Consider the following 26,740-nt stretch of genomic DNA (forward strand, 5'->3'; position numbering starts at 1 on the left):
GAGACGCTCACTGGGTGACAGTGTGGCGGGTGCGGGCCATCCGTAGGCCGCGGTAGCGGTCGTACAGCAATACGACGAGGGTCAGCAGCGCCCCGAAGAACCACGCTGCGGCCCGGTTCATCTGTTGCTCGCCGACGACCCGCGCGTAGGCGGCGATCAACGCGGTGTTGACGACGGCGAGCAAGGCGAACTCGATGCCGATCCGGCGCCACTCGTACCCGCCGCGGGCGAGCAGGTGGCTGAACCCGACGTTCGCGACGACGACCAGGGTCGTGCCGGCGACGATCTGGAGTGCGCCGGCGTCGACGTTCAAGACCTGGGTGAACACGGCGACGAGCAGGCTGATCAGCACGATCTTCTCCGTCACCGGCCAGCGCAGCTCCGGTCCCGGTTCGGTCCCCGACATCAGGGTGGCCTCGGCCGGATGGTCGGAGGACACGGTCAGCGGCCAGTCCTTGCTCGGCAGTCGGCGGCTCTCGCGGACGGCGAGCCAGACCAGGGCCGCGATCGCGGCGGCGAGCAACACGAGCACCCATGGCCGGTTGGAGAAGGCATCGCCCCACGAGCCGGGCTCGACGCCGAACACCTTCTCCTGGACGAACTCGGTGAAGTCGAGCTGGGCGACGTGGATCCACCACTCCTGCGGCAACTTGATCACCACCCAGATGAACGCGGCCAGCCCGAGTACCGCGCGCCGGGACATGCGGCGCGGATCCCAGCCGAGGCGGACGACCTCGTACGCGATGAAGAAGTACTCGAACGTGTTCGGGAACACGAGCAGCAACCAGCGTTGCTCGGTGAACTCGAACAGCACCACGCCGACGAGGCGGAAGTACCACAGGAAGCGGGCCACCTCGGCGGCGTACCCGTTGGTCCAGTTGCGGATCACCGACAGGTAGGCGATCGTCAGGTAGTAGATGTCGAGTGCCTTGTCGTAGCTCTGGTACCCGTCGAGGTTCAGGTCGGTGAGCTGCTGGAAGATCGTCTGGTCGGCGGCATCGATGACCAGCGCGGTGATGATCGCCGGCAGCGGGAAGCGGGGGATGAAGAGCGGGACGATCAGCCGCGCGCCGATGACGACGACGAGCACCAAGAGATCCGCCTTGTCGCCCCCCATCGCGCCAGACCCTAGCTGTAGCTAGTTCGAGGGTTCGTAGAGGCACGAGGGGTCTTCGGCGAGCGGATCGCCGAACACCGCGAAGGCGTGCGAGCGCGATCCGCCGCACACCTTGTTGAACTCGCACCTTCCGCACCGTCCGCCGAGTCGCTCGGCGTCACGCAGCGAACGCAGCAGGGCGGAGTCGCGGTAGACGGTGCTGAACGGCTGTTCGCGCACCGAACCGGCGACGACCGGCAGGAAGCCGCTCGGGTAAACCGAGCCGAGGTGGTCGACGAAGGCGAACCCGCGCCCGGCGTTCACGTCGAGCGGCGGGCGCGGCCGGTGGCTGCGTGGCGCGTCACCGAGCAGCGCGGACGTCGCTGCGCGGAGCTCGGTGCGCAGCGGGCCGGGCGCGAACGCGAGGTCGACGTCGTCCACCTGAGCGCGCTGGATGGCGACTCGGCGGAAGTGCGGTGCCTCGGTGGACTTCACCGCGACGATGTCGGATACGTCGTGCAGCCAGTGCAGCACCTCTTCCACCTCGCCGGCATTGAGCGGTTGGAGCAGCTCACCGCGGCCCGTCGGCACCAGGAAGAAGACGCTCCACAGCGCCGCGTCGAACCCGACGACGGTGCTGAGCACGGCCGGCAGCTCGTGCACGTTCGCCCGCGTGACCGTGGTGTTCACCTGCAGGCGCAGCCCCGCCGCCCGAACGTGCGCTGCTGCCTGCAGCGTCGCCTCGTAGACCCCGCGCACTCCGCGGAAGCCGTCGTGGGTGGCCGCGCTTGCACCGTCGAGCGACAGTGACACGGCGTGCGCCCCGGCGGCGCGCATCTCGGTGAGCACCTCGCGGGTGAGGCGCGGAGTGACCGACGGCGAGAGCGACATGTGCAGCCCGATCTCGGTGCCGTAGGCCACGAGCTCGGCCAGGTCGGGGCGCTCGAACGGGTCACCGCCGGTGAGCACCACCATCGGGTGCGGTGCACCGTATGAGGCCAGGTCGTCGAGCAGCCGCTTGCCGTCGGCGGTGGACAGCTCCAGCGGGTGACGGTGGTGCACGGAGTCGGCCCGGCAGTGGGCACACACCAGCGCGCAGGCCCGCGTCACCTCCCAGATCACGATGAACGGCCGCTCCTCCACGTTCTGGTGCAGTCTGCGCACCGGGTGCGCGGGGCGGGTGGTCGCGGTCATCGCGAACTCACGCTATGAACCCACTTGCAGGTCCAGTAGGGCCTAACGGCCCGGCCTGCTCGGCTCGGTGAGCTCCAGCTGCAACCGACATCCCGCCGTTGCGGGTGGCTCGATCACGAGATCGGTGACAGAGACGCCGAGCCCGCCACTGCCGGCGAAGGACTCGGTGACGCCGACGGCGAGCCCGCGGTGGAGCTCGCAGACGATCTCCGGCGCGGCCTCGGCCGCCGCGACGAACGGGCAGCGGTCGAGCACGATCGACACGCCTTCATCCTCTTCACGGTGGGGCTCGAACCCGAGGCGGCGGGTGAGGGCCTCGAGCACCTCCAACGCGTCGGACCCGGAGCCGTGCTCGGCAGCCAGCCGTCGTCCCGCCTCCCGGCCGACGTCGCGCGGGTCGGCGCCCCGCGCCACCGCGACGAGCATCGTTGCCAGCTCCTCGTACGGGCTGGCCGCGTCCCAACGCTCGGCGGCACCGGGGGTGGGCCGGAAGCGCAGCGCGGGGCGCCCCGGGCCCTTCGGTGCGCTGGTCTCGCGGGTGACGAGGCCGGCCTCGACCAACTTCGCGAGGTGCTGGCGGATGGCGTTGTGGTTGAACCCGAAGTGCGCGGTGAGCTCGCCGATGCCGACCGGTCCCGGTGCGCGTCCGAGGTACTCGAACACCGCGAGGCGCGTCGGGTCGCCGAGCGCGCGGGCCTGGTGGAGCAGCGGCTCGGTCAACGGGAAAACCCGAGCTGGGCCTTTGCCTCGTCGGAGAGACGGGCCGGGCTCCACGGTGGGTCCCAGACGGTGTTCACCACGACGTGGCGATCAGGCAGAACTGCCGCGATCGCGTGTGTGGCCTCGGCCGGGAGCTGTTCGGACACCGGGCATCCGGGTGTGGTGAGCGTCATGTCCACCTCGACGACGTCGCCGGTGCAACGGATGTCGTACACCAACCCGAGCGAGACGACGTCGATGCCGAGCTCTGGGTCCCATACCGTGCGCAGTGCATCGGCGACGATGCCGTTCTCGTCCTTCGCCGCGGTGCTCATGTCCTGGCATCCTCCAATGGCTCGTTCGACGGCGGCGTCGACGCCGGCGTGGTCGGCTCGGATCCTTGCCTGGCGAGTTTCAGCACCCGGCGGGGCCCGCTCGCGAGGTTGACGGTGGCGACCAGACCGGCGGCGGCGACACCGACGCCGCCGAAGGTGACCGGGGTGGACGTCGCCGAGAGGACGCCGGCGAGCACGGCGCTCATGCCGGCGGCGAGTGACAGCCAGGTGAAGCGTGCGGGCAGCGGTCGGTAGAGGTCGCCGAACAGCAGCGGCTTGCCAAGCGGTCCCTTCTGCACCCCGCGGGAGCGAAGAGCGCTGTACCCGATGAACGGCACGATCTTGTGGGCGTGGCCGACGACGGCCAGCGCCAGCCACGCGATGAGCGAAACCACCTCGGCGGTCACCAGCCGCACCCGCGTCGCGCTCGACACGTCGAGCAGCGCTGCTGCAGCGGCGCAGATCACCGCCGTCACGAGGAACGCCGCCGACGTGACGAGGTAGAGGTGCAACAGCTCGAGTGAGCGGCGGCGGTGCCGGATCGACGACGCCAGCGAGGTGAGGTGAGCCACCAGGCCGACGCCGACGGCCAGACCCCCGGCGAAGGCGAGCGCGGGAATGGCGAACAACAGGCCGGGAGCGACGAGCGCCGTACCCCCGGCGACCGACCACACCGCTACTGCTCCCGAGCGCGACGACGGACGGTGGGCGAGGAGGAACATCGGCCACAGCTTCTCGGCGACCGAGATGTAGGTGAGCCCGAGCCAGCCGAGCAGACCGAGGTGCACGTGCGCGAGCAGGCGGTGGTGGAGCAGCGGGAACCAGCCGGTCTGGCGGTTGAACGCGTAGACGACGCCGAAGCAGACGGTGACGACGAGGAACCCGACGGAGAGCTGCAGCCCCCGCCCGGGCAGACCGGCATCGGTCGAAGCGAGCGGGCGTGACAGGTTCCAGGCCGCCAGGCACACCGTGGCCAACCCGATCAGCCCCCCGGTGGGGATCAGCCACTCCGGACCGTGCGCGAGGCCGCTCGGCAGCAGCCACGCCGTGGCCACGATGCCGACGAAGGTGAACCGCGCGGCAGCGACGGAGCGCAGCGCCCGGCGGCCGACGACGGGGCCGAACTGGTGCAGCGCGCCGAGCACGGAGACGCTCAAGAAGGCGAGCACGCCGACGTGCGCGGCGGACGCGACCCCGGGGTGGGTGGGGGTGACCACCACCTTGTCGGCGGCGAGCGCGGTGGCGGCGCCGAACGCAACCAGCCCAACGCCACCGGCGGCGAGGAACGAGAGCGGCACCGAGGCCGGGGGGACCACAGCCATCGGCGAGGCGTGCATTCTTCTAGCCTACAATGTGGAAACAGTCCGAGGCTCTTCCACTGGGATGCCGTTCGTGGGGTAAGGCAGACTGCCGCCATGGAATCCACTGACGCCACGGACGCCACCGGTGCATCGATCCCCGCCGAGATCGTGCGGCGCCGAAGCGACATCGGCGGTGCGGTCGCCGCGGTGGAGCGGGCACTGGAGGCGGCCGCAGGCACGCAGGAGTGGCAGACCCACGTGTCCGAGACCATCGCCAAGCTGCGTCAGCTCGTGGCCGAGCAGGTCGTCGCGTACGAGGCCGAGGGCGGCGTGTTCGACGACATCGTCCTGCGGGCGCCGCGGCTCGCCTCCCACGTGAAGCGCGTGCGGGCGACGATCGAACCCCTCGCCTCACGCCTCGACGTGCTCTCCTCGCAGGTGTCGACGGACGAGCCCGACGTCGTGCGCGACGGGGCGCTCGTCATCATCACCGACATCGTGCGCGCGCGCCAGAAGATCGCCGACCTGGTGTGGGATGCCTGCTCGGTGGACCTCGGCGGCAGTTCCTCCTGAGGCCGCCGGGCCTCGCGTTCAGGAGTCCTTCGGGTCGGGCACCCCTCGGGGTGTGCCCTCGTGGTACTCGATGAGCTCGATCAGGTAACCGTCGAAGTCGTTGACGAACGCAACGGTGACGGGCCAGCGATCGAGCCGCTCCGGTGGCCGCACCGCCTCGCATCCTGCTTCTACGGCGCGGTCGTAGAGCGCCTGGCAGTCGCTCGTGTTCACGTAGAGCTTCCACATCGCAGTTCCCATGTCGACCGGCCCGGTCTGGTCGAGATGCTGGGCGAGCTGCAAGCGTGAGCCGCCTTCTGGCGCCTGGAGGACGGCTTCGCGCACGCCGGGGATGTCGGTGCGGCTCTGCACCGGGATGCCGCACACCCCCTCCCAGAACGAGACCGCCCGCTCCAGGTCGCTGACGTTGATGCAGATCTGGCCGAGAATCTGGCCCATTGGCGTCCCCCCGAAGTTCGCTGTGCGGCCACTTCCGACCGATCTGCGGGACTGTAGGTGCGATGCTGCGTTAAGGCCGAACCCGGACGCTCACCTCTACGCATGGCATCTCGAACCCCTCGCCCCGAACCGTCCTCGCCGACGCGCGCGGCGCCGCGCCGACGCGAAGCTGTCGACGCGATCCTGCGCGACGGCCGTCTGCGGTACCCCGCGACCCTCCCGATCACCGATCGCCGTGACGAGCTGCTCGCAACCATCGGCGAGCACCAGGTGGTGATCGTCGCCGGGGAGACGGGTTCGGGCAAGAGCACCCAGCTGCCGAAGCTGTGCCTGGAGCTCGGCCGCGGGGTGGCCGGGATCATCGGGCACACGCAGCCGAGGCGGATCGCCGCACGCACCATCGGGCAGCGGGTGGCCGACGAGCTCGGCACCGACCTCGGCAACGAGGTGGGTTACACCGTGAGGTTCACCGACCGCGTCGGCGAAGCCACGCTCGTGCGGGTGATGACCGACGGCATCCTGCTGAACGAGCTGCACCGTGACCGCCTGCTGCGCCGGTACGACACGTTGATCGTCGACGAGGCCCACGAGCGGAGCCTGAACGTCGACTTCATCCTCGGCTACCTGAGACAGCTGCTCCCGAAACGTCCCGACCTGAAGGTGATCGTCACCTCGGCGACCATCGACACCGAGCGCTTTGCGGCGCACTTCGCGCGAGACGGCGTACCGGCCCCGGTGGTCGAGATCAGCGGACGGAGCTACCCGGTGGAGTTGCGCTATCGCCCGTACGGCACCTTCGACGACCGCGACCAGGTGCAGGCGATCTGCGACGCGGTGGTCGAGCTGGGTCACGCCGGCCCCGGTGACGTGCTCGTGTTCTTGAGCGGGGAGCGTGAGATCCACGACACCGCCGACGCCTTGCGCCGCCTCGATCTTGCGCACACCGAAGTGCTCCCTCTCTACGCCCGGCTCTCCTCGGTCGAGCAGCACCGCATCTTCTTGCCCCACCGGGCGCGGCGAATCGTGCTCAGCACGAACATCGCGGAGACGTCGTTGACGGTGCCGGGCATCCGCTACGTCGTCGATGCCGGCACGGCGCGCCTCTCGCGCTACAGCCGGCGCCTGAAGGTGCAGCAGCTCCCGATCGAACCGGTGTCGCAGGCGTCGGCGAACCAACGCGCGGGGCGGTGCGGCCGGGTGGCTCCGGGGATCTGCATCAGGCTGTACGAAGAAGACGACTTCGCTGCTCGCCCCGAGTTCACCGAACCCGAGATCCTGCGCACCAACCTCGCGTCGGTGATCCTGCAGATGACCGCGATCGGGCTCGGCGACGTCGCCCGGTTCCCGTTCGTCGAGCCGCCCGATGCCGCGTCGGTGCGCGACGGCTACTTGCTGCTCGAAGAACTGGCGGCGATCGAAGCAGCCGATGCGCCGCGGGACAGCGGGGTGCGCCGGTTGACGGCGGTCGGTCGTCAGCTCGCCCGCTTGCCGATCGACCCGCGACTCGGGCGGATGGTGGTCGCGGCCGAGCACCAGGGCTGTGTGCGCGAGGTGATGGTGATCGCCGCCGCGCTGTCCATCCAGGACCCACGTGAATGGCCGCAGGACTCCCGCGAGGAGGCGGCGCTGATGCACCGCCGGTTCGACGTCGCCGGGTCCGACCTGCTCTCGCTCGTCGCCCTGTGGGACTACCTGCGCGAGCGTCAGCGTGAGCTGAGCTCGAACCAGTTCCGCAAGCTGTGCCGCGCGGAGCACCTCAACTACTTGCGGGTGCGTGAGTGGCAGGACGTGTTCAGCCAGCTCCGCCAGGTATCGGGCGAGTTGGGCATCCGCTCGGGCACCGAGGCCGGCCATCCCGACCGGGTCCACCAGGCCGTGCTCACCGGGCTGCTCTCCCACGTCGGCATGCGCGATCCCGTGGGTCGTGACTACCGCGGCGCGCGTGGCGGGCGGTTCGCGATCGCGCGCGGGTCGGTGCTCGCCAAGCAGTCCAGCCGCTGGGTGATGGCCGCAGAGCTGGTCGAGACGAACCGGCTGTGGGCCCGCCGGGTGGCGGCGATCAAGCCGGAGTGGGCCGAGCACGCCGGCGCCCATCTGGTGAAGCGCTCGTACGGGGAGCCGTGGTGGGACGCCCGGCGGGGGGCGGCGGTGACTTCCGAGACGGTGACGCTGTTCGGCCTGGCGGTGGTCGCCGGACGTACCGTCGGCTACGACCGGGTCGACCCGGTCGAGGCGCGCGCGATGTTCGTGCGCCACGCGCTCGTCGAGCGCGACGTCGAAGGCCCTTGGGTGGCACGGCACAGGTTCTTGGCTCACAACCTGGAGTTCGTCGCTCACGTGCGTGAGATGGAGGCGCGTGTGCGCCGCGGTGACCTGCTCGACGACGAGGCGCTGTTCGAGTTCTACGACAGCCGGGTTCCCGACGGGGTGGTGACGATCCGTCACTTCGACCGCTGGTGGAAGCGGGCTCGTGCGGACCGTCCGGAGCTGTTGGAGCTCACCGACGACGTGGTCGGCGGCGCCGGCGGCGTCGCTTTCCGCCGTGACGACTACCCGGACACCTGGGTCACCGGCGAACACCTCGAGCTGGCGTTGACCTACCGCTTCGACCCGGGCGGGCCGCTCGACGGGGTGAGCGTGCGCATCCCGCTGACGGCGCTGAACCAGGTGAGTGCAGACGGCTTCGACTGGCAGATCCCCGGCTACCGGGCCGAGCTGGTCGCGGCACTCGTGAGGACGCTGCCGAAGGACCTCCGCCGCCGCCTGATCCCGCTCGCCGAGAACACCCAGGCGGCTGCGGAGCGTCTCGGACCCCCAGGTGGGCGCCCCCTCGTCGAAGCCCTTGCCGGCGCGCTCGACGAAGTGGTCGCCGGTGCGGGGGTCGACCCGGCCGCGTTCGACCCGGCCGGCGTGGCCGCTCACCTGCGGATGGGCTTCGTCGTCGCGGACGACGAGGGCAAGGTGCACGATGCCGGCTTCGACCTGGCGGCGATCAAGGGGCGCCTCGCGTCGGCCGCGAGGGCCGCGATCGCCGCGGCGGCCCCACTTGCCGAACGGCGCGGCATCGTCGAGTGGGACGTCGGGGAGCTACCCCGTGTGGTCGAGACCTCTCGCGGCGACCACGTCGTGCGTGGTTACCCGGCGTTGCTCGACGACGGCGACAGCGTGTCGCTCCGCGTGCTGACCAACGCCGATCTGCAGCAGCAGGTGATGCGCGCAGGTGTGCGGCGATTGCTCGTCCTGAGCGTCGCACCGTCGGTGCGCACGGTCGTGAAGCGTGCCGGATCGGCGCAACAGCTCGTCCGGGCGGCGCGCGAAGTGACGCTCGGCGAGCTCACGCGGGACTGCACCGTCGCCGCCGTCGACAAGCTGATGACAGATCACGGCGAGCTGCCGTGGGACGAGGCGGCCTTCGCGGAGCTGCAAGGTGACGTCCGGCGCGGCGCGCCAGATCTCGCCGCGCAGGCGCTGGTGACGGCTGCGGCCGTCGTCTGCCTCGCCGCGGACCTTCGGGAGCGCCTCGACCGGCTGGTCGCGCCGTCACTCCGGCAGACCGTCGCAGACGCCGCGGCACAGCTTCGCCGGCTGGTGCGCGCCGGGTTCGTGCAGGTGGTTGGCGTGGATCGCCTCCCGGACGTGCTCCGCTACGTGCGGGGCATCGAGCACCGTCTGGAGCGGATCGCCGGCGAGGTGGGCCGCGACCAACGGCGCATGGCAGAGGTCGTGCCACTCGAGCGCCGATACGCCGAGTACGTGCGCGGTCTCGGCCACCGTCCGGTACCGCCTGCTGTCGTGGAGCTCGGCTGGCAGCTCGAAGAGCTGCGCATCGCGCTCTTCGCGCAGTCGCTCGGTGTGCGCGGCCAGGTCAGCGTGCGCCGGATCGATGCCGCACTGCGCGAGGTCGGCGCCTAGCGACCAGCCCGATCAGCCGTCGCACACGGCCACGACGCGCGCGTGCAGCGACGGCCACGAAGCGGCGAGCCCGGGATGGAGGGGGAAGTCGTCCACCTCGGCGAGCAGCACCCACTGCAGCGCCTCGGACTCGTGGTTCGCGGCGTGCGCTCCGGCGTCGCCGTGGGTCTGCGCGATCACCGTGTCGTAGCGCCAGTTGCCGTGGTCGTCGCAGTAGACCTCGGTCACTTCGACGACCGTGGCGTCGACGCCGGCCTCCTCGTGCGCCTCGCGCAGCGCGGCGGTGACGGAATCCTCGTGCGAGTCGATCGCGCCACCGGGTAGCGCCCAGGTGCCTCCGCCGTGGGTCCACGGCGCCCGTAGCTGGAGCAGTACGTGGGGCTCGGCGAGGTCACGGCGCACCAGCAGCAACCCGGCCGCGCCGTAGAGCCCCCAGTGCGGACGGCCGCACGCGCATGCCACCCAACCGTCGCCGTCACGGACTCCCATGCCTCGATGATCGCGCACCTCGATGGCTGCGCTCAGATCGACGTGTCGATCAGACCGTGCGCGATCGCCATCGCGTCGTCGATCGGGATCGCGAAGCCGATGTTCGACACCGACACTCCGGCGTAGCTCGCCGCGACGGCGGTGTTGATCCCGACGACCTCGCCCGACGAGCTCACGAGCGCCCCGCCGGAGTTGCCCGAGCTGATCGCGGCGTCGGTCTGGACCAGACCGTCGAGGCTTCCCGAGCTGGTCTCGATCGATCGGTCGAGTGCGGAGACGATGCCCTGGGTGACGGTCATCCCCCCTTCGAGGGCCAATGCGTTGCCGATGGCCAGCACGCTGTCGCCCACGGCCAGGTTCGTCGACGTGCCGAGGGGAGCGGCGACCAGCCCCGACGTGTCTTCCACGTGGAGAACGGCGATGTCCTGGGCTTCGTCGGAGCCGACGATGGTCGCGAGACGCGGTGCGGAATCGCCGACGGTGATGGTGATGCTCGTCGCGCCCTCGACGACATGGGCGTTCGTCAGGATGTAGCCGCCGCTCGCGTCGATCACCACCCCCGTGCCGGCCCCGGCGCTCTGCCCGCGGAAAGGCCCGCGATCCACCGTGACCACGGTGTCGATCGAGACCACCGATGCCCCGACGGCGTCGAGCACTGCGGAGACGTCCATCGCGGAGGTGTCGTGGCTGACCTCGGTGGCCTGAGCAGCCGCGGCGGTCGTCGTGGCGGGCGTCGTCGCGTCGCCCGCGCCGGCCAGCCGGCCACCGAGGTAGCCCGAACCGAGTGAGATGCCGGCCATGGTGACGACCACGGCCGAGAGCGCGAGTGCCCGCCGCCCGCGGTTCGCGGTGCGGCGCGGCGGCTCCGGCGGGGGAGGCGGCGGCGGTGCCGGCCAAGCGTCGTCGAACAGGCCGGGGTCGAAGGTGATCTCGTCGAAGGTCCTCATACCCCCGATGATCGGCCCGCGAGATCGGAGTCAGCCGTGGGCGAGGTGAGAGCTCTACGTGAGCGCTGCCCGGCGATCGAGGCCCAGGCATCACACGCGAGCTCGACGAAGCGCTCCGCGGCGGGAGCACTCGAGCGCCCGTGGCGGCGGATGATCGAGATCACCCGGTCGGGGATGGGCGGGTCGATCGGGTGCACCTCGATGCGAGGATCGTCGATGTCGACGGCGAGCAGCGGCAGCAAGGCCGCTCCCATGCCGGCGCGCACCATCGCCTGCACCGCGCTGTTGTCGTTGCTGCGGAACACGTACGCAGGCTCGGTGCCGGAGGCGGCGAGCCCGCGGTCGATGGTGCGCTGGCAGGCACCGTCGTTCTGTCCGATGAGCGGCGCCGACAGCAGCTCGCGCGTGGCGATCGGCCCGCCGGGTGCGACGCCGTCGAGCCAGCCGTGCCGGGTGACGGCGACGAAAGGATCCTCGCCCAGCGCGACAGTGTCGAGCGCGGACGCGTCGAAGTCGCCGGTGATGAAGCTGAAATCGAGCTCACCCGCGCGGACAAGATCGGCCAGCTCTTGGGGGTCGTCGGCTTCCGTCAGGCGGATCTCGATGCCGGGACGCTCGGCGCGCAGCAGCCCGATGATCCGCGGCAGCAGCTCCACCGAGACGCTCTGGAACGTGCCGATGTCCAGCCGGCCCGCCTCTCCCGCGCGGAAGCGGTCGATGTCGTCGGAGATCGCCGCCACCCGGGTGAGGATGTCGTCGGCGTGGCCGAGCAGCAGTCGCCCGAACGGCGTCAGCTCGACGGGTCGGGGTCCCCCGGGCCGGTCGAACACCGCCGCTCCGACCGCCCGTTCGAGCGCCGCGATCTGCTGGCTGACGGCCGATTGGGTGTAGCCGAGGCGGTCCGCCGCCCGCGCGAAGCCGCCCTCGCGAACGACCGAACGCAGCGCGATGAGGTGGCGCAGCTCGAGGTCCTGCAGCATCCGCTCATGATAAGCCCGACTGATGGTCAGAACCATTGATGATCGCTTTTAATTAACCACGGGTGTCCGTACCGTGGGACTGACGAAGAGTCAGGGAGAAGAAGTGATGGAACGTCTGCAGCCGCTGTCCGATCTCGGGTGGGCCGTCGCCGAGCACGGCATCGACGCCCACGCAGTGCCGGTGGCCCGTCTCGCGGCGGCGGCGCGTGAGCTGGGTGTGGCCTGCGCGGAGGCGCGGATCGTGACCGACGGTGGACTCGCCGCGGTGGTCCGGGAAAGGGCGTTCGGCCGCCTCGCCGAGGCAGTCGCGGGCTGTTCGCGGCGGGGGCTAGAGCCAGTCCCGGCGTCGGAACAGCACGTAGAGGCTGCCTGAGAGCAACACCATCAGCAGCACCGCGGCCAGCACACCGCCCGAGTGGTTTGATCCCGGATAGGGCACGTTCATCCCGTAGAACCCCGACACCAAGGTGGGCACGGCGATGATCGCGGCCCAGCTCGTCACCTTCTTCATCACCTGGTTCTGGCGGTAGTCGCGCAGGCTGAGGTTGGTCTCGACGATGGTCGCCGCGAGGTCGCGCAGTGCTTCCGTGGACTCCGTCGCGCGCAGCACGTGGTCGTAGAGGTCTTGGAAGTACGGGTACAGGGTCTCGGGCACCGCGTCGTGCTCACGACGCATCAACCCGCTGACGAGCTCACGGGTCGGCACCACGGTGCGGTGCAGGCGCACGAACGCCCGCCGCATGTTGAACCACTCCCGCTGTTGCGCCGGGTCCATCGGCTTCTCTTCGAACAGCAGCTCGCTGACCTCGTCGAAGTAGTCGTCGAACTCGGCCACCGCGTCGAAGTAGCCGTCGATGATCACGTCGAGCACCCCGTACAGCAGGTAGCTGACGCCGTGCTCGGCGAGCTCCGCGGAACGGTCCCAGCGGGCGAGCACGTGCTCGATGTCGAACCCGGCGTCCTTTCTGACCGTGATCAGCCAGCGCCGGTCCATGAACGCGTCGACTTCCGTCTCGACCAGCACGTGCTGCTCCCGGTCGACCCGCACGGCATGACAGGCGACGAAGAGATGGCCGGCGTAGTGGTCGAGCTTGGGGCGCTGGTGCGGCCCGAGGGCGTCCTCCACCGCCAGCTCGTGCAGGTCGAGTTCGTCGGCCAGGAGGTGCATCTCCGCAGCCGTCGGAGCGCAGAGGTCGACCCACAGGATCGTGTCGTCGACCGCGAGGTGGTCCGAGACCGTCTCCAGCGGGAAGTCCTGATCGACGAGACGCCCCTGCCGGTAGGCGCGGCTGCGGATTCGATCCATGCGAGAGCCTCCTCGTGCCGGTGCGTCGGCACGTTGTCGACGGCGAGAGTATGCGCCGCGAGGCTCTCCCCGTGTAGATTGCCGGCCGCTCGCGACGTGGTGTTGCATCTCCACGTGAGCCCCGGTCGCAAGACCGAGGGGACACCGGTCGGATCGACGCCGACCGCCGTACGCAGGAGGATACGTGGGCATTCCGATCATCGCCGCCGAAGGCGGATACCAGACGTTCGAATTGGGCGGCGCGGAGTGGTGGTGGCTGATCTTCAGCGCGGTCACGGCGCTCGTGGCGATCGCCGTCGGGTTCTCGCTGATGCGGGGAGTGCTCGCCGCTCCCACGGGCACGCCGAAGATGGTCGAGATCGCGAAGGCGATCCAGGAGGGCGCGAGCGCGTACCTGCGCCGCCAGTTCCGCACGATCAGCTTCATCCTGATCCCGCTCGCGGCGATCGTCTTCCTCACGTCGACCGCGATCGACAGACCAGACGGATCGAGCGCGCTCAGCTTCGCCCAGTCCGGTCTCTTCCGTACGCTCGCCTTCCTCGCCGGCTGCCTGATGTCCGGGCTCACCGGCTTCATCGGCATGAACCTCGCGGTGCGCGGCAACGTCCGCACCGCCGAGGCGGCCCGCAGCGGCTCGATGGCCGAGGCGTTGCACGTCGCGTTCCGCACCGGTGGCGTCGCCGGCATGTTCACCGTCGGGCTCGGGCTGTTCGGAGCGACGGTGATCATCATGTTGTTCCAGAACACGAGCTCGGCGATCCTCGTCGGGTTCGGCTTCGGAGGGTCGCTCCTCGCCCTCTTCCTGCGTGTCGGTGGCGGCATCTTCACCAAGGCCGCGGACGTCGGCGCCGACCTCGTCGGCAAGATCGAGGTGGGCATCCCCGAAGACGACCCCCGCAACCCGGCCACGATCGCCGACAACGTGGGTGACAACGTCGGCGACTGCGCCGGTATGGCAGCCGACCTGTTCGAGAGCTACGAGGTCACCCTCGTGGCGTCGATCATCCTCGGCGTGGCGGCCTTCAACTCGATCGGTGCCAATCCCGCCCTCGGCCTGATCTTCCCCGTCGCCGCCCGCGCCATCGGCGTCCTGGCGTCGATCGTCGGCGTGTATGCCGTGCGGGCCAAGCCGTCGGATTCGTCCGCGATGGCGCCGATCAACCGAGGCTTCCTCACCGCCGGGCTGTTGACCGTGGTCGGCACCGGGTTGGTGGCGCTGCTGTACGTCGGCAACGAAGCCGACAACCTGTCCAACCCGGGCTGGCGCATGTTCGGCGCGGTGCTGATCGGCCTCGTGCTCGCCCAGGCGGCGAGCCGGATCACCGAGTACTTCACGTCGACCGAGACCGCGCCGGTGCAAGAGATCGCCCGCTCCGCGCGCACCGGTCCGGCCACGACCGTGCTGTCGGGGATCAGCTCGGGCCTCGAGTCGTCGGCCTGGGCGATCATCGCTGTGGCCCTCGCCATCGGCGGCGCCGTGATCCTCGGTGGCGGCAACGTGCAGTTCTCCTTCTACCTCGTCGCCCTCTGCGGAATGGGCATGCTCTCGACGACGGGCGTGGTCGTCTCCGAGGACACCTTCGGCCCGGTCGCCGACAACGCCGCCGGCATCGCGGAGATGTCCGGTGAGTTCCACGGCGAGCCGGAGCGGATCATGGTCAGCCTCGACGCCGTCGGCAACACCACGAAGGCCGTCACGAAGGGCTTCGCGATCGGCTCTGCGGTCATCGCCGCCGTCGCCCTCTTCGCCTCGTTCGTCGAGACGATCGCCAACGAGACGCTCGGTGCCGCGGGCATCGAGGAACTGGAGAACGCCGGTCAGACGGTGTTCGACGCGTTCCCGATCAGCGTCTCGAACCCGACGACGTTCATCGGCTTGCTCGTCGGCGGCTCGATCGCGTTCATCTTCAGCTCGCTCGCCATCCGCGCCGTCGGGCGCACTGCGGGCACGGTGGTCAACGAGGTGCGTCGTCAGTTCGCCGACGGCCAGATCATGGCCGGCACCCGCCGCCCGGACTACGGGCCGGTGATCGACATCTGCACCACCGCCTCTCTGCGCGAGCTGGCAACTCCGGCCCTCCTCGCCGTGCTGACCCCGGTGATCATCGGGTTCGGGATCAACGTCTTCGCGCTCGGAGCGTTCCTTGCCGCGGTGATCCTCACCGGTCAGCTGATGGCGAACTTCTTGTCCAACTCCGGCGGGGCCTGGGACAACGCGAAGAAGTTCATCGAGGACGGCAACGAGGGCGGCAAGGGCTCGGAGGCCCACAAGGCCGCCGTCATCGGCGACACCGTCGGCGACCCCTTCAAGGACACCGCCGGGCCGGCGCTCAACCCGTTGATCAAGGTGATGAACCTGGTCTCGTTGCTCATCCTGCCGGCGATCATCACGCTCGACGACAACGAGGTCGCCCGCTACGCGATCTCCGGCGTGGCGCTCGTCGTGTTGCTCGGCGCGATCGCCTGGTCGAAGCGTTCGGCGGAGATCGAGGTCAGCGGTGGTGCGCCGAGCGAGGCAGCAGCACTCGCGCCCGAGGTGCGCAAGGGCAACCGCGACGCCATCATGCGCTCCGCGATCGACCAGTGGCTCGATTGCCTCGGCCACGAAGAGGCCGATCTGCGCGACGACCTGCTGAAGGTCCGTGACTCGCTACCTCTGCCGAGTGGCGAGTCCAATCCCGATCTAGCCTGACACGGTGCTCGGACTGCTCGACCCGACCCAGCTGATCGAGACCGGCAGCTACGTGCTGCTGTTCGCGATCGTGTTCGTCGAGACGGGTCTGCTCGTCGGGTTCTTCCTGCCGGGTGATTCGCTGCTCTTCACCGCCGGCGTGTTCGCGTCGAAGGGCGACCTGCGGCTCAGCGTCGTTCTCGTCGGTTGCACGATCGCCGCGATCCTCGGCGACCAGCTCGGCTACACGATCGGCCGCCGGGTCGGTCCGGCGCTGGAGCGCCGCCCCGACGGGCGCTTGTTCAAACAGGCCCATCTCCACCGCGCGCAGGACTTCTTCGAGCGCCACGGTCCGCGCACCATCGTGCTCGCCCGGTTCGTGCCGATCGTGCGCACGTTCGCCCCGGTGCTCGCCGGCGTGGGCAAGATGGACAGGCGCAAGTTCACCACCTACAACGTCGTCGGCGGCATCGGCTGGGCGGTGGGGGTGACTCTGCTCGGGTTCTTCGCGGGCGAGGTCATCGGCGCCGAGACGGTCGACAAGTTCCTGTTGCCGATCATCGGCGTGATCGTGCTCGCTTCGCTCGCGCCGGTGGTGATCGAACACCTGAGGCACCGGCGCGCCGACGCCGCGCCGGCCGAACCGATCGACGGTCTACAGGCCGAGCCGCTGCTGGTGCCCGACGACGACGTCCGCTAGGACGTCGGCCCGGGTCGACGACCCGGGCCGACAACCTGGTCGTCTACACGTTGCGCCCGAGGAACGCCGCTAGCTGGTCGGCCGCCGGCGCGTCCTCGGCCACCGGGGTCTGCGGCCCGAACGGCGCCGCGCCGTCGGCGCCGCGGAAGGCGTCGGGGATGGTCGCTTTGGCCTGGCCGAGCAACTGCGCGGCGAGCTCGGGATCGAGCGCGCCGGCGTCCTGACCGGTAGCGCGAGCCAGATCCCACGTGTGGGTGAACGTGTCGGTGGTGGCCAGGCCCATGAACGCGATGCCGGGGAAGGTGCCGAAGGGGAGCTGCACCATCTGCTGCATCGCCCCGTCGGCCGAGAAGGCCTCCACGGCTCGCTGCGCCGCGGTGTCGTAGGCGGCGAGGTAGTCGCCCGCGGCGTAGTCGGCCTCCGCGGTCTCTCCGCCGGTCATGTTGTCGGCGAACCAGTTCGCCCCACCCACTAGATGGTTGATCAAGCCTGACACGTCCCACGAGGCGCAGGGCGTGGAGTCGTGGAGCTGGTCGGCCCGCACGTTGGCGAGAACGGACCGAGCGTTGGCAATGGCTCTTTCGAGGTTGGCGGTGGTCATCGGCCGAGCATAGGCCGACCCCGCCTAGACGCTGACGGGGTAGACCGGGGGCTCAGCGCGGTTGACGTCTTCGGGCACCGCGTGGGCGAACTCGGGGTACTTCGCCACTGCGTTCTCGCGATAACGGGTGGTGGAGTGCACCGGGTCGCGATCGAACTCGGGAATCACCTCGTTGCCGAAGACCTCGATCATCTCCTGCACCTCGTCGTGGCTGTAGCCCTCGTCGGGCACGCCGAACACGACCTGGTCGCAGCCGACGGAGCGGTAGGCCTCGAGCTGCTCACACACCTCTTCGGGCGTGCCGCACAAGATGTGGCCGCCGCTGATGGCGTGGTCGAGCATCTCGTCGGTCCACTCCACCTTCTGGGGAGGATTGGGCCAGACGATCGCGTCGGGCGACTTCGGCATCGTGTCGTGGTACAGGTTCACCATCGTCACCCGGTAGCCGGTGCGCTTCTTCGCGATCTCGCGGGCCCGCTCGCGGTCCTTCAAGCAGATGCACGCGTTCGTCATCATCACGTTGTCGTTCTTGTACTGGCCGATCTGGTCGGTGACGTCCTGGATCGCTTCCTTGTACGCCTCGACCCTGCCGCGCAGGTTGTGGATCGGCTCGAAGTTGAACGCGATCGCGCCGATGCCGTGGGCGCCGGCCTTCGCGAACGTGCCCGGGTTGCCGCACGCCACCCAGATCGGGGGGTGACCCTTGCCATAGGGCTTGGGCAACACGTTGTGCGGGGTGGGCACGCTGAAGAACTCGCCGTTGTACTCGTAGTCACGCTGCTCCCACATGCGGGGGATCTCCCGGGCGACCTCGTCCCACATCGCCTTCGTCTCGTCGGTTCGCAGACCGCTGAACGAGGCCACCTCGTGGCTGCCGGCCCCGCGGCCGGTGCCGAACTCGAACCGGCCCTCGGAGATGTGGTCCATCATCGCCGCCATCTCGGCGATGCGGACCGGGTGCTCCTTGATCGGCGGCAGCGAGGTGATCGCGGTGCCGATGTGGATGCGGGAGGTCTTCGCCGCGACGTAGCCCATCACGGGGGCCGGCGCCGACATGTGGGAGTACTCGGTGAGGGCGTGGTGCTCGCCGAACCATGCGTACTTCCAGTTGCACTGATCGGCGAGGACGGCGTACTCCATCTCGCGCATCAGCATCAGGTGCTCGGCTGCCGCGTCGTGGGCGGCGGGACCGGGGAGGTAGCCGTTGAAGAAGATTCCGAACTCCATGTGGAGGCCCCCTTGGGAACGAGTCGAACGCAGAGCTCCACCTTCGGGAGCGCAAGTAATGTAGGCCATTAAGCACCGCGGCGGCAAACGCACGCCCGGCCGCGCGGTCGGCCAGCGCGGCGCACCAGACCTGTCGATTCGTGACGTTGGTCCCTTTGCTGTCGGCGTCTTCTGCGAATAATTTGGATCCGACCTCTAAAAAATGGAGCTTCCTCATGACCTCGTCGGATCCAGCGCCCGCTTCCTCGGGCAACGGCACCACCTCACACACCGCGTGGTGGGTCGTTTCCTGCCTGATCGGGCTCATCGCGCTCGTCGTCGCCGTGATCGGCGTCGTGGCCGGGATGACCGACTCGTCGGCCGGGGCCGAGTCGGGCGGCTCCAACGGCGAGGACCCCGAGACGCCAGCCGGCGAGACCGAGTTCGAGATCGAGCTCGGCGAGCTCTACATCCGTCCGGCCACGATCGAGGTACCCGCCGACACCGAGATCACCCTGCACGTGACGAACGCCGGCACGATGGCCCACGACCTGAAGGTCGACGGGACCGACGGTACCGAGATGCTCGATCCCGGCGCCGAGGAGACGATCACGATCGGCCCGTTCCCTGCGTCGACGCAGGCGTGGTGCACGGTCGCGGGTCACAAGGCGGCGGGGATGGTGATGGACATCGTCGTCGCCGGTTCCGAGGGCGGCGATCACGGGACCGACGGTGGGGACACGTCCGCGGAGGGCGACTACGCGACGATCGACTCGGCGGCCACCCCCGGAGCCGACTGGGTGGCCCGCGATCCGGTGCTGCCCGCAGCGGAAGCCGCCACGGTGCACGAGATCGAGTTGGTCGCGAGCGAGACGGTGATCGAGGTCGCACCGGGCGTCACCCAGGAGATGTGGGTGTTCAACGGCTCGGCCCCCGGACCGATCCTGCGCGGCAAGCTCGGCGACACGTTTCGGGTGACGCTGCGCAACGAAGGCTCGATCGGCCATTCGATCGACTTCCACGCCAGCATGGTCGCCTGGGACGACGAGATGCGCACGATCGCATCGGGTGAGGAGCTGGTGTACGAGTTCGAGGCCACGAAGGCCGGCGCGTACATGTACCACTGCGGCACCGCTCCCGCCCTGCACCACATCGGCAACGGCATGTTCGGGGCGATCATCATCGACCCGCCCGACCTCCCGCCGGTCGCCGAGGAGTTCGTCATCACGCAGAGCGAGCTGTACCTCGGCCCAGAGGGTCAGCCCGGAGACCTCACGAAGATGCTCGGCGAGGACTGGGACGCGGTGGTGTTCAACGGCTACTACAACCAGTACGTGCACGCCCCGATCCACGTCGAGGTGAACGAGCGTTACCGGGTGTGGGTGGTCGACGACGGCCCGAGCGAGAACTCCGCCTTCCACATCGTCGGCACTATCTTCGACACCGTGTTCAAGGAGGGCGCGTACACGTTGTCGCCCGACGAGTCCCAGGGCGGCTCCCAGGCGCTCGACCTGCAGCCGTCCCAGGGCGGCTTCGTCGAGTTCACCTTCGCCGAAGACGGCCTCTACCCCTTCGTGACGCACAAGTTCGCCAACGCGAGCAAGGGAGCCCTCGGCTTCTTCGCCGCCGGCGACGCCGACACGTCCGCTCTCGGCGGTCACTGAGCGCCGATGCCGGTCGACGACGCCACCGCGCCCGGCGGGACGCAGGCTCGGGTCTACGAGCTGCTTTCCGCCGGAGGCCCCCTCGACGCGGCGGATATCGCCGCCGCGTTGGGGGTGCACCACACGACGGTGCGCGTCCACCTGCGCAGCCTCGCCGAAGCGGGACTGGTCAGGGCCGAACGGGCCGCGCCACGTGGCCGTGGGCGTCCCCACTACATCTTCCGGGCGATGCCCCGCCCCATACCGCCTTACCAGACGCTCTCGATGCTGCTCGTCGCTGCAGTGCGCGATCGCCTCCATGCGCGCGAGGCCGGACGGCGCGCCGGGGTAAGAGCTGCGGCCAACGCGGCCGAGGCTGCCTCACCCGGCACCGACGCGTTCGATCTGATCAGCGACGAGGCCGGGCGGCTCGGCTTCGACCCGGTCGTCGAGAAGCGACTCGGCGGCGCAGACGTGGTGCTGCGGACGTGTCCTTTCGCCGAGGTCGCCGCGAGCGATCCGGAAACGATCTGCGACCTGCACCTCGGAGTGGCCGAAGGCCTCGCCGAGGCCGCCGGCGGGGTGGTCATCGAGTGTCTCCACGTACGTGAACCTCACGAGGGTGGCTGCCGGATCGTGATCCGCACGACCTGATCCGGCGCGCGCGACCGCTTGGTCAGTTCCGTGCGCCACCCTCGAGGTACCGGCGCACGGTCACCCGCTTGCCGCGGATCGAGGTACGGCTCATCGCCGCGAGCACCTCGTCGACGGCCGACTCGGGGATCTCGACGGTAGAGGAGTGCTCGCCGACCTTGATCGCACCGATGTCACGCCCGGTGAGACGCGTCTCGTTCGCGATCGCGCCGACCAGGTCCTGTGGACGCACCTTCGACGCGCGGCCCGCACCGACGTAGATCCGCGCGGTCCGCTGGCTGTCGGAGAGCTGCCGCTTGCCGCCGCCCTCGCGGTCGGGGCGTTCAGTGCGCTCGGCGCGCTTGCCACCCGCAGGCCGGTCCCACGAGGCGGCGAGGTCGGGGATCTCGGCCTCGTCGAGCATTGCCCCGGTGGACTCGTGGGCCAACTTCAGCGCGGCGAGCGCGATGTCTGCCAGGTCGTGGTTCTCGTTCAACACGTCGAGCAGGCGGGCGAACTGCTCGAGGTCGTCGGCCCCGAGCGCATCTCGCACCGTGTCGAGCGTCTGCTCCATCTGCTTCGCGCGCAGGTCGGCGACGGTCGGGATCTTCGCGATCGCGATCTTCTGCTTGGTGATCCGTTCGATGTTCTGCAGCAGGCGCTGCTCGCGGGGCTCGGCCAGCGTGATCGCGGTGCCTTCCCGCCCGGCGCGCCCGACGCGACCGATGCGGTGCACGTAAGCATCGGCGTCCGAGGGCACCTCGTAGTTGACGACGTGCGTGAGGTGGTCGATGTCGAGTCCGCGGGCCGCGACGTCGGTGGCCACGAGCAGTTCGGCGGTGCCGTTGCGCAGCCTGCCCATCACCCGGTCGCGCTGGTCCTGGTCCATCCCGCCGTGCAGTGCCTCGGCCCTGTAGCCCCGCCCGTTCAGGGTCTCGGTCAGTTGGTCGACCTCACCGCGGGTGCGGCAGAACACGATCGCCGCCGTCGGTGCCTCGACGTCGAGGATGCGGCCGAGCGCGGCCGGCTTGTGGAAGCGGGGCACCACGTACGCGCTCTGGCGCACCAACGGAGCCGTGCCGGTCTCCCGCGCGGCGGCCTCGATCTGGATGCGTACCGGATTGCGCAGGTGGCGCCGCGCGATGGCGTCGATGCGCGGTGGCAGCGTGGCCGAGAACAGGATCGTCTGACGGCTCGCCGGCGTCTCGGCCAGGATCGCCTCGATGTCCTCGGCGAAGCCCATGTCCAGCATCTCGTCGGCCTCGTCGAGCACCACCACTTGGATGCCGTCCAACTTGAGCGTGCCGCGGCGGATGTGGTCGAGCGCCCGGCCAGGGCTGGCGACGACGATGTCGGCGCCGCGCCGCAAGGCGTCGAGTTGGCGCCCGATGTGCTGGCCGCCGTAGATCGGCACCACCCGCGCGCCCAGCCCGTGGCCGTACTTGTACGTCGCCTCGGACACCTGCATCGCCAACTCACGCGTGGGCACCAGGATCAGCCCGACGGGACCGGAGCGGGAACGGAGCTCCTCGGTGAGGCGGTGCAGCAGCGGCAGCGCGAACGCCGCCGTCTTGCCGGTGCCCGTGGCGGCCTGGCCGAGCAGGTCGTCGCCGGCGAGGAGGTGCGGGATCGCTGCGCGCTGGATGGGGGTCGGCTCTTCGTAGCCGAGCGCGACGAGGGCGGTCAGCAGCTCTTCACGCAGCCCGAGGGCCTCGAATCCGGGTGCGGCCGTGCCGCTCTCGTCGTCCACGGCTCTAGAGCGCGATGTCGATCACGAGACGGGGGGGATCGACCAACTCGTCGGCCCGGAACGCCCGCCGGCTGTCGAGGCCCACCGCCCATGTGTGCTGGCCCTCGTAGTTGTCGATCAACAAGAGCTCCAGGATACCGCCGACATTCGTCGGGAAGATCTGGTTGGGGCCTTCGTAGCCGCCGACGTCGGGATAGAACACCCACGAGTTGGCGGTGATCAGCAGTGTCTCGTCGCCGAGCAGGTCGACGAACTGGTCGTCGGTCTGGCCGAGGGTGATCGGTCCGTCGGCATAGCGGACCCACCATCCCGGGAACGGCTGGGGTGCGGGCAGGTCGCTTTCCTGCAGCTCGATCACGATCCGCTCGAAGCACTCGTGGCCGCCGGTGCGGATGTCGGCCCCGATCAGGGCGCTCATCCGCTCCGGGAACGACTCGCGCTCGGCGGAGGTGTCCCCAATCGGCTCGCAGCCCGGCGCTGTCGTGGTGGGGGTCGTGGTGGGGGTCGTGGCGGGGGCAGTGGTCGGGGCAGGGGTGGTGGTGGTCGTGGCGGGGGTGGTGGTGACGGGGGCGATCGTCGTGACCGTCGTCGCGGGCCCGCTGGTACCCGGTGCGCTGGTGTCGGGGGTGGGCACCGTGGTCGGTGCCGAGGTGGAAGCGCCGTCGGTGGTGTCCGGCGTCGCCGAGTCGTCGCCGCTGCAGGCCGCGAGTGTTGCGATCACCACTGCGGCGAGGACGGCGAGCCGGGGCGTCGTCACTCGGGCCCTTGCACGAACCGGAACGCTCCCTCACCCTGGAGCTGTTCCATGAAGCCGGGTTCGTATGCGTCGACCGGGTTCGCGCGCACCAGGGAGTCGATCAGGTGGGCGTCGGCGCCGACGAGGATGCGCCACTGCCCGGCGCGTACGCCGTCGAGGATCGTCGTCGCGGCCTCGGCCGCGGTCATCGGTGCGTCGTCACGGAACGATTCCGCCTGCATCAGCACCAGCTGGCGCAAGTCCTCGTCGGAAGCCGCCGTGGTGTCGATGCCGCGCTGGGAGAAGCGCTCGCGCATCTCCTCGATGTGCTCGGGGCGCAACGACTTCGGGTCACGGCCGTGGGCGAGACCGGAGTTGAACACGATCGAAGTCCCGATGTGACCCGGCATCACCACCGAGACCTTCACATGGGGAGCGTTCAGGCGCAGGTCGACGATCAGCGCCTCGGTGAACCCCTTCACCGCGAACTTGGCCGCGCTGTAGGCGGTGTGGGGGATCTCCGGGCCGAGGCATGCCCAGAAGCCGTTGACGCTGCTCGTGTTCACGATATGGGCGTCACTGCTGGCGATCAGCAGCGGCAGAAATGTGCGGGTGCCGAAGTACACGCCGCCCCAGCACACGCCGAAGGTCTTGTCCCACTCCGCCCGATCGTCGTACACCATGCTGCCGCCCCCACCGATGCCGGCGTTGTTGAACAGCAGGTCGATGTGGTCGGTGTCATGAGTGCTTACGACGTGATCGCGAAATGCCTGGAGCTGGGCCTCGTCGGAGACGTCGGCGACGAACGTGCTCACGAGGGTTCCGGCCGGCGCTCCCGCCAGGCACAGCTCCTTGGTCTCGGCCATCGCGGTTTCGGAGACGTCGCAGAAGGCGACGTTGCAGCCTTGCGCGGCGAGCTGGCGCGCGAGCTCGCGACCCATGCCGTGACCGCCGCCGGTGACGACGGCGAGCAACCCGTCGAAGCGTTCCATGCGCCGAACCCCTCTCGTATCTCGGCTCGGGTGAGCCTCTGCAAGCGAATCACATCCCGGCGAGGCCTGACGCACCGGACTCGCCGGAACGCCGGCGCCTCACACGCGTGTCAAAGCTCTGCCAAGGCTCTGCAAAGCGGTTCATGTCCACCGCGGGGTTGCCGATGGTCTGGACATGCTGTTCGAGACGGAGTGCTCCGAGAAGTCGAACGACGAGATTCGCGACGAGCACGACCAGCTCGTCGACCGGGTGGCTGCCGCGCTTGTCGCCGGTGATCCCGCCCGGGCCGAGATCGAAGCATCGCTCGCGCTGCACATGCGGATGGGCGAGCTGTGGATGTGGCTGAAGGAGCACGGCGCCGAGCAGTCCCCCCGCCTGCACGCGAGCCTCCTCGGGCTATGACGAGGCGGTGTCGAGCAGGCGGTACGTGAGGCCCTGCAGGTCGACCAGACGGTAGGTGCGCCGCCCGGCCGCAGTCGTGATGTGGCCGTGCAGCGGCATCGTCCAGCGTTCCGGCACGGAGGCGATGCCGTACAGCGCTCCGGCGAGCCCTCCGGTCACTGCCGCGACGGTGTCGGTGTCGCCGCCGAGATCGATCGCCGCGACGACTGCCTCGCTGTACGTGGTCGTCGTGCGCACCGCCCACACGGCCTGGGCCAGGCAGCTCCACACCGTGGAGTTGGATAGGCGGCTGTGGCTCGGTTCCCAGCTCGGATGCAACACCTCGTGGAACCGCTGCTGGTCTGCGGGAAGGTGCTCGAGCGCGGCGGCGAGTGTGTCGAAGGGGGAGCGTCCGTGGAGCGCGGCCCGGATCATCAGGTGATAGAGGGCCGTGCCCCATCCGGCCGCCGGGTCGGCGTGGGTCACCGCCGAAGCGGCGCGTGCTGCGTCTACGGTCGCCTGGGCGGTGCTCGAGGCGAAGCGCACGGCCGTCGGAGTGGAACGCATCAAGGCGCCGTTGCCCGCGGAGCGGTCCGGGTGCCGGCTGTAGTGGTCGAGCGCCGCCCGGCGCCAACCGAGCGGCGACGACAGCACAGCGTTGGTCTGTACACCGACGTCGGTCGCGTCGAGCGACCAGATGCGAAAGCGCTCGAACAGGTCGCGCGGGTCGACGCCGTCGCAGACGAGCACCGACTCCCCCTGCACGATCGCCATCTGGGTGTCGTCGGTGAACTCGCCCGGAGCCCACCCGAAGCCGCCGCCGCCGACCTGCTCGCCGGGGCCGTCCAGGGCGGGCTCGGGGAACCGTGCCGAGTACTGGCCGGGCAGCCCGAACTCGTAGGGCGCGCCCAGCGCGTCGGCCGCAGCCGAGCCGACGACGGCGCCCACGGCCCGGTCGTGCAGACTCGGTTCGCTCGCCGTCACCGTCGCTCGCGGGTACGGGAGCGGTAGTCGAGGTGGGAGGCGAGAGCGAGCACCGTGTAGAGGACGACCAGTGAGATGCCGACCCAGCGGAGCTCGTCGGGGGTGATGACGAGCGTGATCAGGCAGAGTACGGCCGCGCCGAGGAAGAAGATCGCTCTGCGGTCCACGTCGGTGCTCAATTCAACAACCCCACGATGCCGTAGACCACGGCGGCGATCAGGGCCGATCCCGGGATGGTGAGCACCCACGCCCACACCACGCGTCCCGCCACGTTCCACCGCACGGCATTCAGCCTCTTGGCCGAGCCGACGCCGGCGATGGCGCCGGTGATCGTGTGCGTGGTGGAGACCGGGATGCCCTTCGCAGACGCGAACCAGAGCACTGTCGCCGCACTGGACTCGGCGGCGACCCCGCTCATCGGGTTCAACCGGGTGAGCTTGTTGCCCATCGTCCTCACGATGCGCCAGCCGCCGAGCATCGTCCCGAGCGCGATGGCGGTGTGCGCCGACAGCACCACCCACAGCGGCACATCGGCCGTGGTCGGAACCTTTCCGGCGCCGATCAGCAAGGCGAGGATGATGCCCATCGTCTTCTGCGCGTCGTTGGCTCCGTGGCCGAGGCTGAATGCGGCCGCGGAGGCGAGCTGCATCCAACGAAAGGAGCGGTTGACGGTCCGCGGGTGGCGGCTGCGGTGCACGGCCCACATGATGGCGAGGATCAGCAAGAAGCCGAGGGCGAGCCCGACGAGTGGTGAGTAGATGATGAACGCCGCGATCTTCTGCAACCCGGAGCGGTTCACCGAGTGCCAGCCGGACTTGACCACTGCCGCGCCGACGATGCCGCCGACGAGCGCGTGCGACGACGAAGACGGCAGACCGAGCACGGCGGTCAAGATGTTCCAGGCGATCGCACCGATGAGACCGGCGAACACGACCCCGATCGACAGCACCTCCGGATCGACGACGCCCTTCGCGATCGTCGCCGCCACCGCCGTGCCGAAGATGGCGAACGCGATGAAGTTGAAGAACGCCGCCCACACCACGGCTTTGCCGGGGCTGAGCACTCTCGTCGAGACGATCGTGGCGATCGAGTTCGCCGCGTCGTGGAACCCGTTGACGAAGTCGAACGCCAGTGCCGTGACGATGACGATGACTAGGGCGAAGTCGGCCACG

The 26,740-nt window shown here is 69.6% G+C and carries 26 protein-coding genes; 8 read left to right on the forward strand and 18 right to left on the reverse strand.

The window, feature by feature from the left end:
• Positions 1-7: 7 nt before the first annotated feature.
• Genes IPM43_10230 through IPM43_10250 form a run of 5 tightly spaced genes read right to left on the reverse strand, consistent with a single transcriptional unit; the run spans position 8 to position 4,661 of the window.
• Positions 8-1,117, reverse strand: coding sequence for a hypothetical protein (locus IPM43_10230; GenBank protein QQS23805.1), 1,110 nt, complete (start codon positions 1,115-1,117; stop codon positions 8-10).
• Between the two features lie 21 nt (positions 1,118-1,138).
• Positions 1,139-2,290: a TIGR04053 family radical SAM/SPASM domain-containing protein gene (locus IPM43_10235; protein QQS23806.1), complete on the reverse strand. Its 1,152-nt coding sequence runs from the start codon at positions 2,288-2,290 to the stop codon at positions 1,139-1,141.
• Positions 2,291-2,332: 42 nt separating this feature from the next.
• Positions 2,333-3,010: a helix-turn-helix domain-containing protein gene (locus IPM43_10240; protein QQS23807.1), complete on the reverse strand. Its 678-nt coding sequence runs from the start codon at positions 3,008-3,010 to the stop codon at positions 2,333-2,335.
• On the reverse strand, positions 3,007-3,324 hold the full coding sequence (locus tag IPM43_10245) for a DUF59 domain-containing protein (protein QQS23808.1): 318 nt from the start codon (positions 3,322-3,324) through the stop codon (positions 3,007-3,009). Before IPM43_10245 ends, IPM43_10240 begins: the two co-directional genes overlap by 4 nt.
• Complete coding sequence (locus IPM43_10250; protein QQS23809.1) at positions 3,321-4,661, reverse strand: hypothetical protein; 1,341 nt, start codon at positions 4,659-4,661, stop codon at positions 3,321-3,323. The genes IPM43_10245 and IPM43_10250 overlap by 4 nt, the downstream gene beginning before the upstream one ends.
• A 78-nt stretch (positions 4,662-4,739) precedes the next feature.
• Between IPM43_10250 and IPM43_10255 the strand changes: the two genes are divergently transcribed.
• Positions 4,740-5,198 (forward strand): hypothetical protein, encoded by a 459-nt coding sequence (locus tag IPM43_10255; protein QQS23810.1) that lies wholly within the window; start codon positions 4,740-4,742, stop codon positions 5,196-5,198.
• A gap of 18 nt (positions 5,199-5,216) precedes the next feature.
• Here the strand turns inward: IPM43_10255 and IPM43_10260 are convergent, their stop codons facing one another.
• Positions 5,217-5,636: a VOC family protein gene (locus IPM43_10260; GenBank protein ID QQS23811.1), complete on the reverse strand. Its 420-nt coding sequence runs from the start codon at positions 5,634-5,636 to the stop codon at positions 5,217-5,219.
• 102 nt (positions 5,637-5,738) lie between these two features.
• Between IPM43_10260 and hrpA the strand changes: the two genes are divergently transcribed.
• The gene (gene hrpA / locus IPM43_10265; protein ID QQS23812.1) at positions 5,739-9,548 is read left to right on the forward strand and encodes an ATP-dependent RNA helicase HrpA; all 3,810 of its coding nucleotides are present in this window, start codon (positions 5,739-5,741) and stop codon (positions 9,546-9,548) included.
• Positions 9,549-9,560: 12 nt separating this feature from the next.
• Here the strand turns inward: hrpA and IPM43_10270 are convergent, their stop codons facing one another.
• From IPM43_10270 to IPM43_10280, 3 genes are read right to left on the reverse strand one after another with little or no spacing between them, the layout of a single operon-like run.
• Positions 9,561-10,037, reverse strand: a complete 477-nt coding sequence (locus tag IPM43_10270) for an NUDIX hydrolase (protein ID QQS23813.1) — start codon at positions 10,035-10,037, stop codon at positions 9,561-9,563.
• Between the two features lie 32 nt (positions 10,038-10,069).
• The gene (locus IPM43_10275; protein QQS23814.1) at positions 10,070-10,984 is read right to left on the reverse strand and encodes a trypsin-like peptidase domain-containing protein; all 915 of its coding nucleotides are present in this window, start codon (positions 10,982-10,984) and stop codon (positions 10,070-10,072) included.
• Positions 10,981-12,000, reverse strand: coding sequence for a LysR family transcriptional regulator (locus tag IPM43_10280; protein QQS23815.1), 1,020 nt, complete (start codon positions 11,998-12,000; stop codon positions 10,981-10,983). Before IPM43_10280 ends, IPM43_10275 begins: the two co-directional genes overlap by 4 nt.
• Positions 12,001-12,070: 70 nt before the next feature.
• Here IPM43_10280 and IPM43_10285 point away from each other — a divergent pair, with 70 nt between their 5' ends.
• Positions 12,071-12,337: a hypothetical protein gene (locus IPM43_10285; protein ID QQS23816.1), complete on the forward strand. Its 267-nt coding sequence runs from the start codon at positions 12,071-12,073 to the stop codon at positions 12,335-12,337.
• On the opposite strand, the gene IPM43_10290 is transcribed toward IPM43_10285, so the two are convergent.
• Positions 12,293-13,270, reverse strand: coding sequence for a magnesium transporter CorA family protein (locus tag IPM43_10290; protein QQS23817.1), 978 nt, complete (start codon positions 13,268-13,270; stop codon positions 12,293-12,295). The two genes, IPM43_10285 and IPM43_10290, sit on opposite strands and share 45 nt — an antisense overlap.
• 190 nt (positions 13,271-13,460) lie before the next feature.
• On the opposite strand from IPM43_10290, the gene IPM43_10295 reads away from it, so the two are divergent.
• Together IPM43_10295 and IPM43_10300 are read left to right on the forward strand one after the other, a co-directional pair.
• Complete coding sequence (locus IPM43_10295) at positions 13,461-15,962, forward strand: sodium-translocating pyrophosphatase (protein QQS26424.1); 2,502 nt, start codon at positions 13,461-13,463, stop codon at positions 15,960-15,962.
• Positions 15,963-15,975: 13 nt separating this feature from the next.
• The gene (locus IPM43_10300) at positions 15,976-16,641 is read left to right on the forward strand and encodes a VTT domain-containing protein (GenBank protein QQS26425.1); all 666 of its coding nucleotides are present in this window, start codon (positions 15,976-15,978) and stop codon (positions 16,639-16,641) included.
• 43 nt (positions 16,642-16,684) lie between these two features.
• On the opposite strand, the gene IPM43_10305 is transcribed toward IPM43_10300, so the two are convergent.
• A complete protein-coding gene (locus IPM43_10305) occupies positions 16,685-17,242 on the reverse strand; it encodes a TIGR03086 family protein (GenBank protein ID QQS23818.1) in 558 nt (185 codons plus the stop codon).
• 24 nt (positions 17,243-17,266) lie between these two features.
• Positions 17,267-18,469, reverse strand: coding sequence for an LLM class flavin-dependent oxidoreductase (locus IPM43_10310; GenBank protein QQS23819.1), 1,203 nt, complete (start codon positions 18,467-18,469; stop codon positions 17,267-17,269).
• Positions 18,470-18,684: 215 nt separating this feature from the next.
• Between IPM43_10310 and IPM43_10315 the strand changes: the two genes are divergently transcribed.
• Together IPM43_10315 and IPM43_10320 are read left to right on the forward strand one after the other, a co-directional pair.
• Entirely contained in the window at positions 18,685-20,112 is a 1,428-nt protein-coding gene (locus IPM43_10315; GenBank protein ID QQS23820.1) for a multicopper oxidase domain-containing protein, read from the forward strand.
• Positions 20,113-20,118: 6 nt separating this feature from the next.
• Complete coding sequence (locus IPM43_10320; protein QQS23821.1) at positions 20,119-20,745, forward strand: helix-turn-helix domain-containing protein; 627 nt, start codon at positions 20,119-20,121, stop codon at positions 20,743-20,745.
• A gap of 22 nt (positions 20,746-20,767) precedes the next feature.
• Here the strand turns inward: IPM43_10320 and IPM43_10325 are convergent, their stop codons facing one another.
• The 3 genes from IPM43_10325 to IPM43_10335 are packed head-to-tail and all read right to left on the reverse strand — an operon-like array spanning position 20,768 to position 24,202.
• Positions 20,768-22,474 (reverse strand): DEAD/DEAH box helicase, encoded by a 1,707-nt coding sequence (locus IPM43_10325; protein QQS23822.1) that lies wholly within the window; start codon positions 22,472-22,474, stop codon positions 20,768-20,770.
• A 4-nt stretch (positions 22,475-22,478) separates the two neighbouring features.
• Positions 22,479-23,231: a hypothetical protein gene (locus IPM43_10330; protein ID QQS23823.1), complete on the reverse strand. Its 753-nt coding sequence runs from the start codon at positions 23,229-23,231 to the stop codon at positions 22,479-22,481.
• Positions 23,228-24,202 carry an SDR family oxidoreductase gene (locus tag IPM43_10335; GenBank protein ID QQS23824.1) on the reverse strand — a complete coding sequence of 325 codons (975 nt, stop codon included), beginning with the start codon at positions 24,200-24,202 and terminating at the stop codon, positions 23,228-23,230. Before IPM43_10335 ends, IPM43_10330 begins: the two co-directional genes overlap by 4 nt.
• Before the next feature lie 175 nt (positions 24,203-24,377).
• On the opposite strand from IPM43_10335, the gene IPM43_10340 reads away from it, so the two are divergent.
• A complete protein-coding gene (locus IPM43_10340) occupies positions 24,378-24,605 on the forward strand; it encodes a hypothetical protein (GenBank protein ID QQS23825.1) in 228 nt (75 codons plus the stop codon).
• Here IPM43_10340 and IPM43_10345 read toward each other — a convergent pair.
• Genes IPM43_10345 through IPM43_10355 form a run of 3 tightly spaced genes read right to left on the reverse strand, consistent with a single transcriptional unit; the run spans position 24,600 to position 26,739 of the window.
• Positions 24,600-25,568 carry an ADP-ribosylglycohydrolase family protein gene (locus IPM43_10345; GenBank protein QQS23826.1) on the reverse strand — a complete coding sequence of 323 codons (969 nt, stop codon included), beginning with the start codon at positions 25,566-25,568 and terminating at the stop codon, positions 24,600-24,602. The genes IPM43_10340 and IPM43_10345 overlap by 6 nt on opposite strands.
• Positions 25,565-25,747, reverse strand: coding sequence for a hypothetical protein (locus tag IPM43_10350; GenBank protein ID QQS23827.1), 183 nt, complete (start codon positions 25,745-25,747; stop codon positions 25,565-25,567). The genes IPM43_10345 and IPM43_10350 overlap by 4 nt, the downstream gene beginning before the upstream one ends.
• Complete coding sequence (locus IPM43_10355) at positions 25,744-26,739, reverse strand: inorganic phosphate transporter (protein ID QQS23828.1); 996 nt, start codon at positions 26,737-26,739, stop codon at positions 25,744-25,746. The genes IPM43_10350 and IPM43_10355 overlap by 4 nt, the downstream gene beginning before the upstream one ends.
• Between the last annotated feature and the right edge of the window lies 1 nt (position 26,740).

The organism is Actinomycetota bacterium (genome assembly GCA_016700055.1).
Taxonomy (GTDB): domain Bacteria; phylum Actinomycetota; class Acidimicrobiia; order Acidimicrobiales; family Ilumatobacteraceae; genus Kalu-18.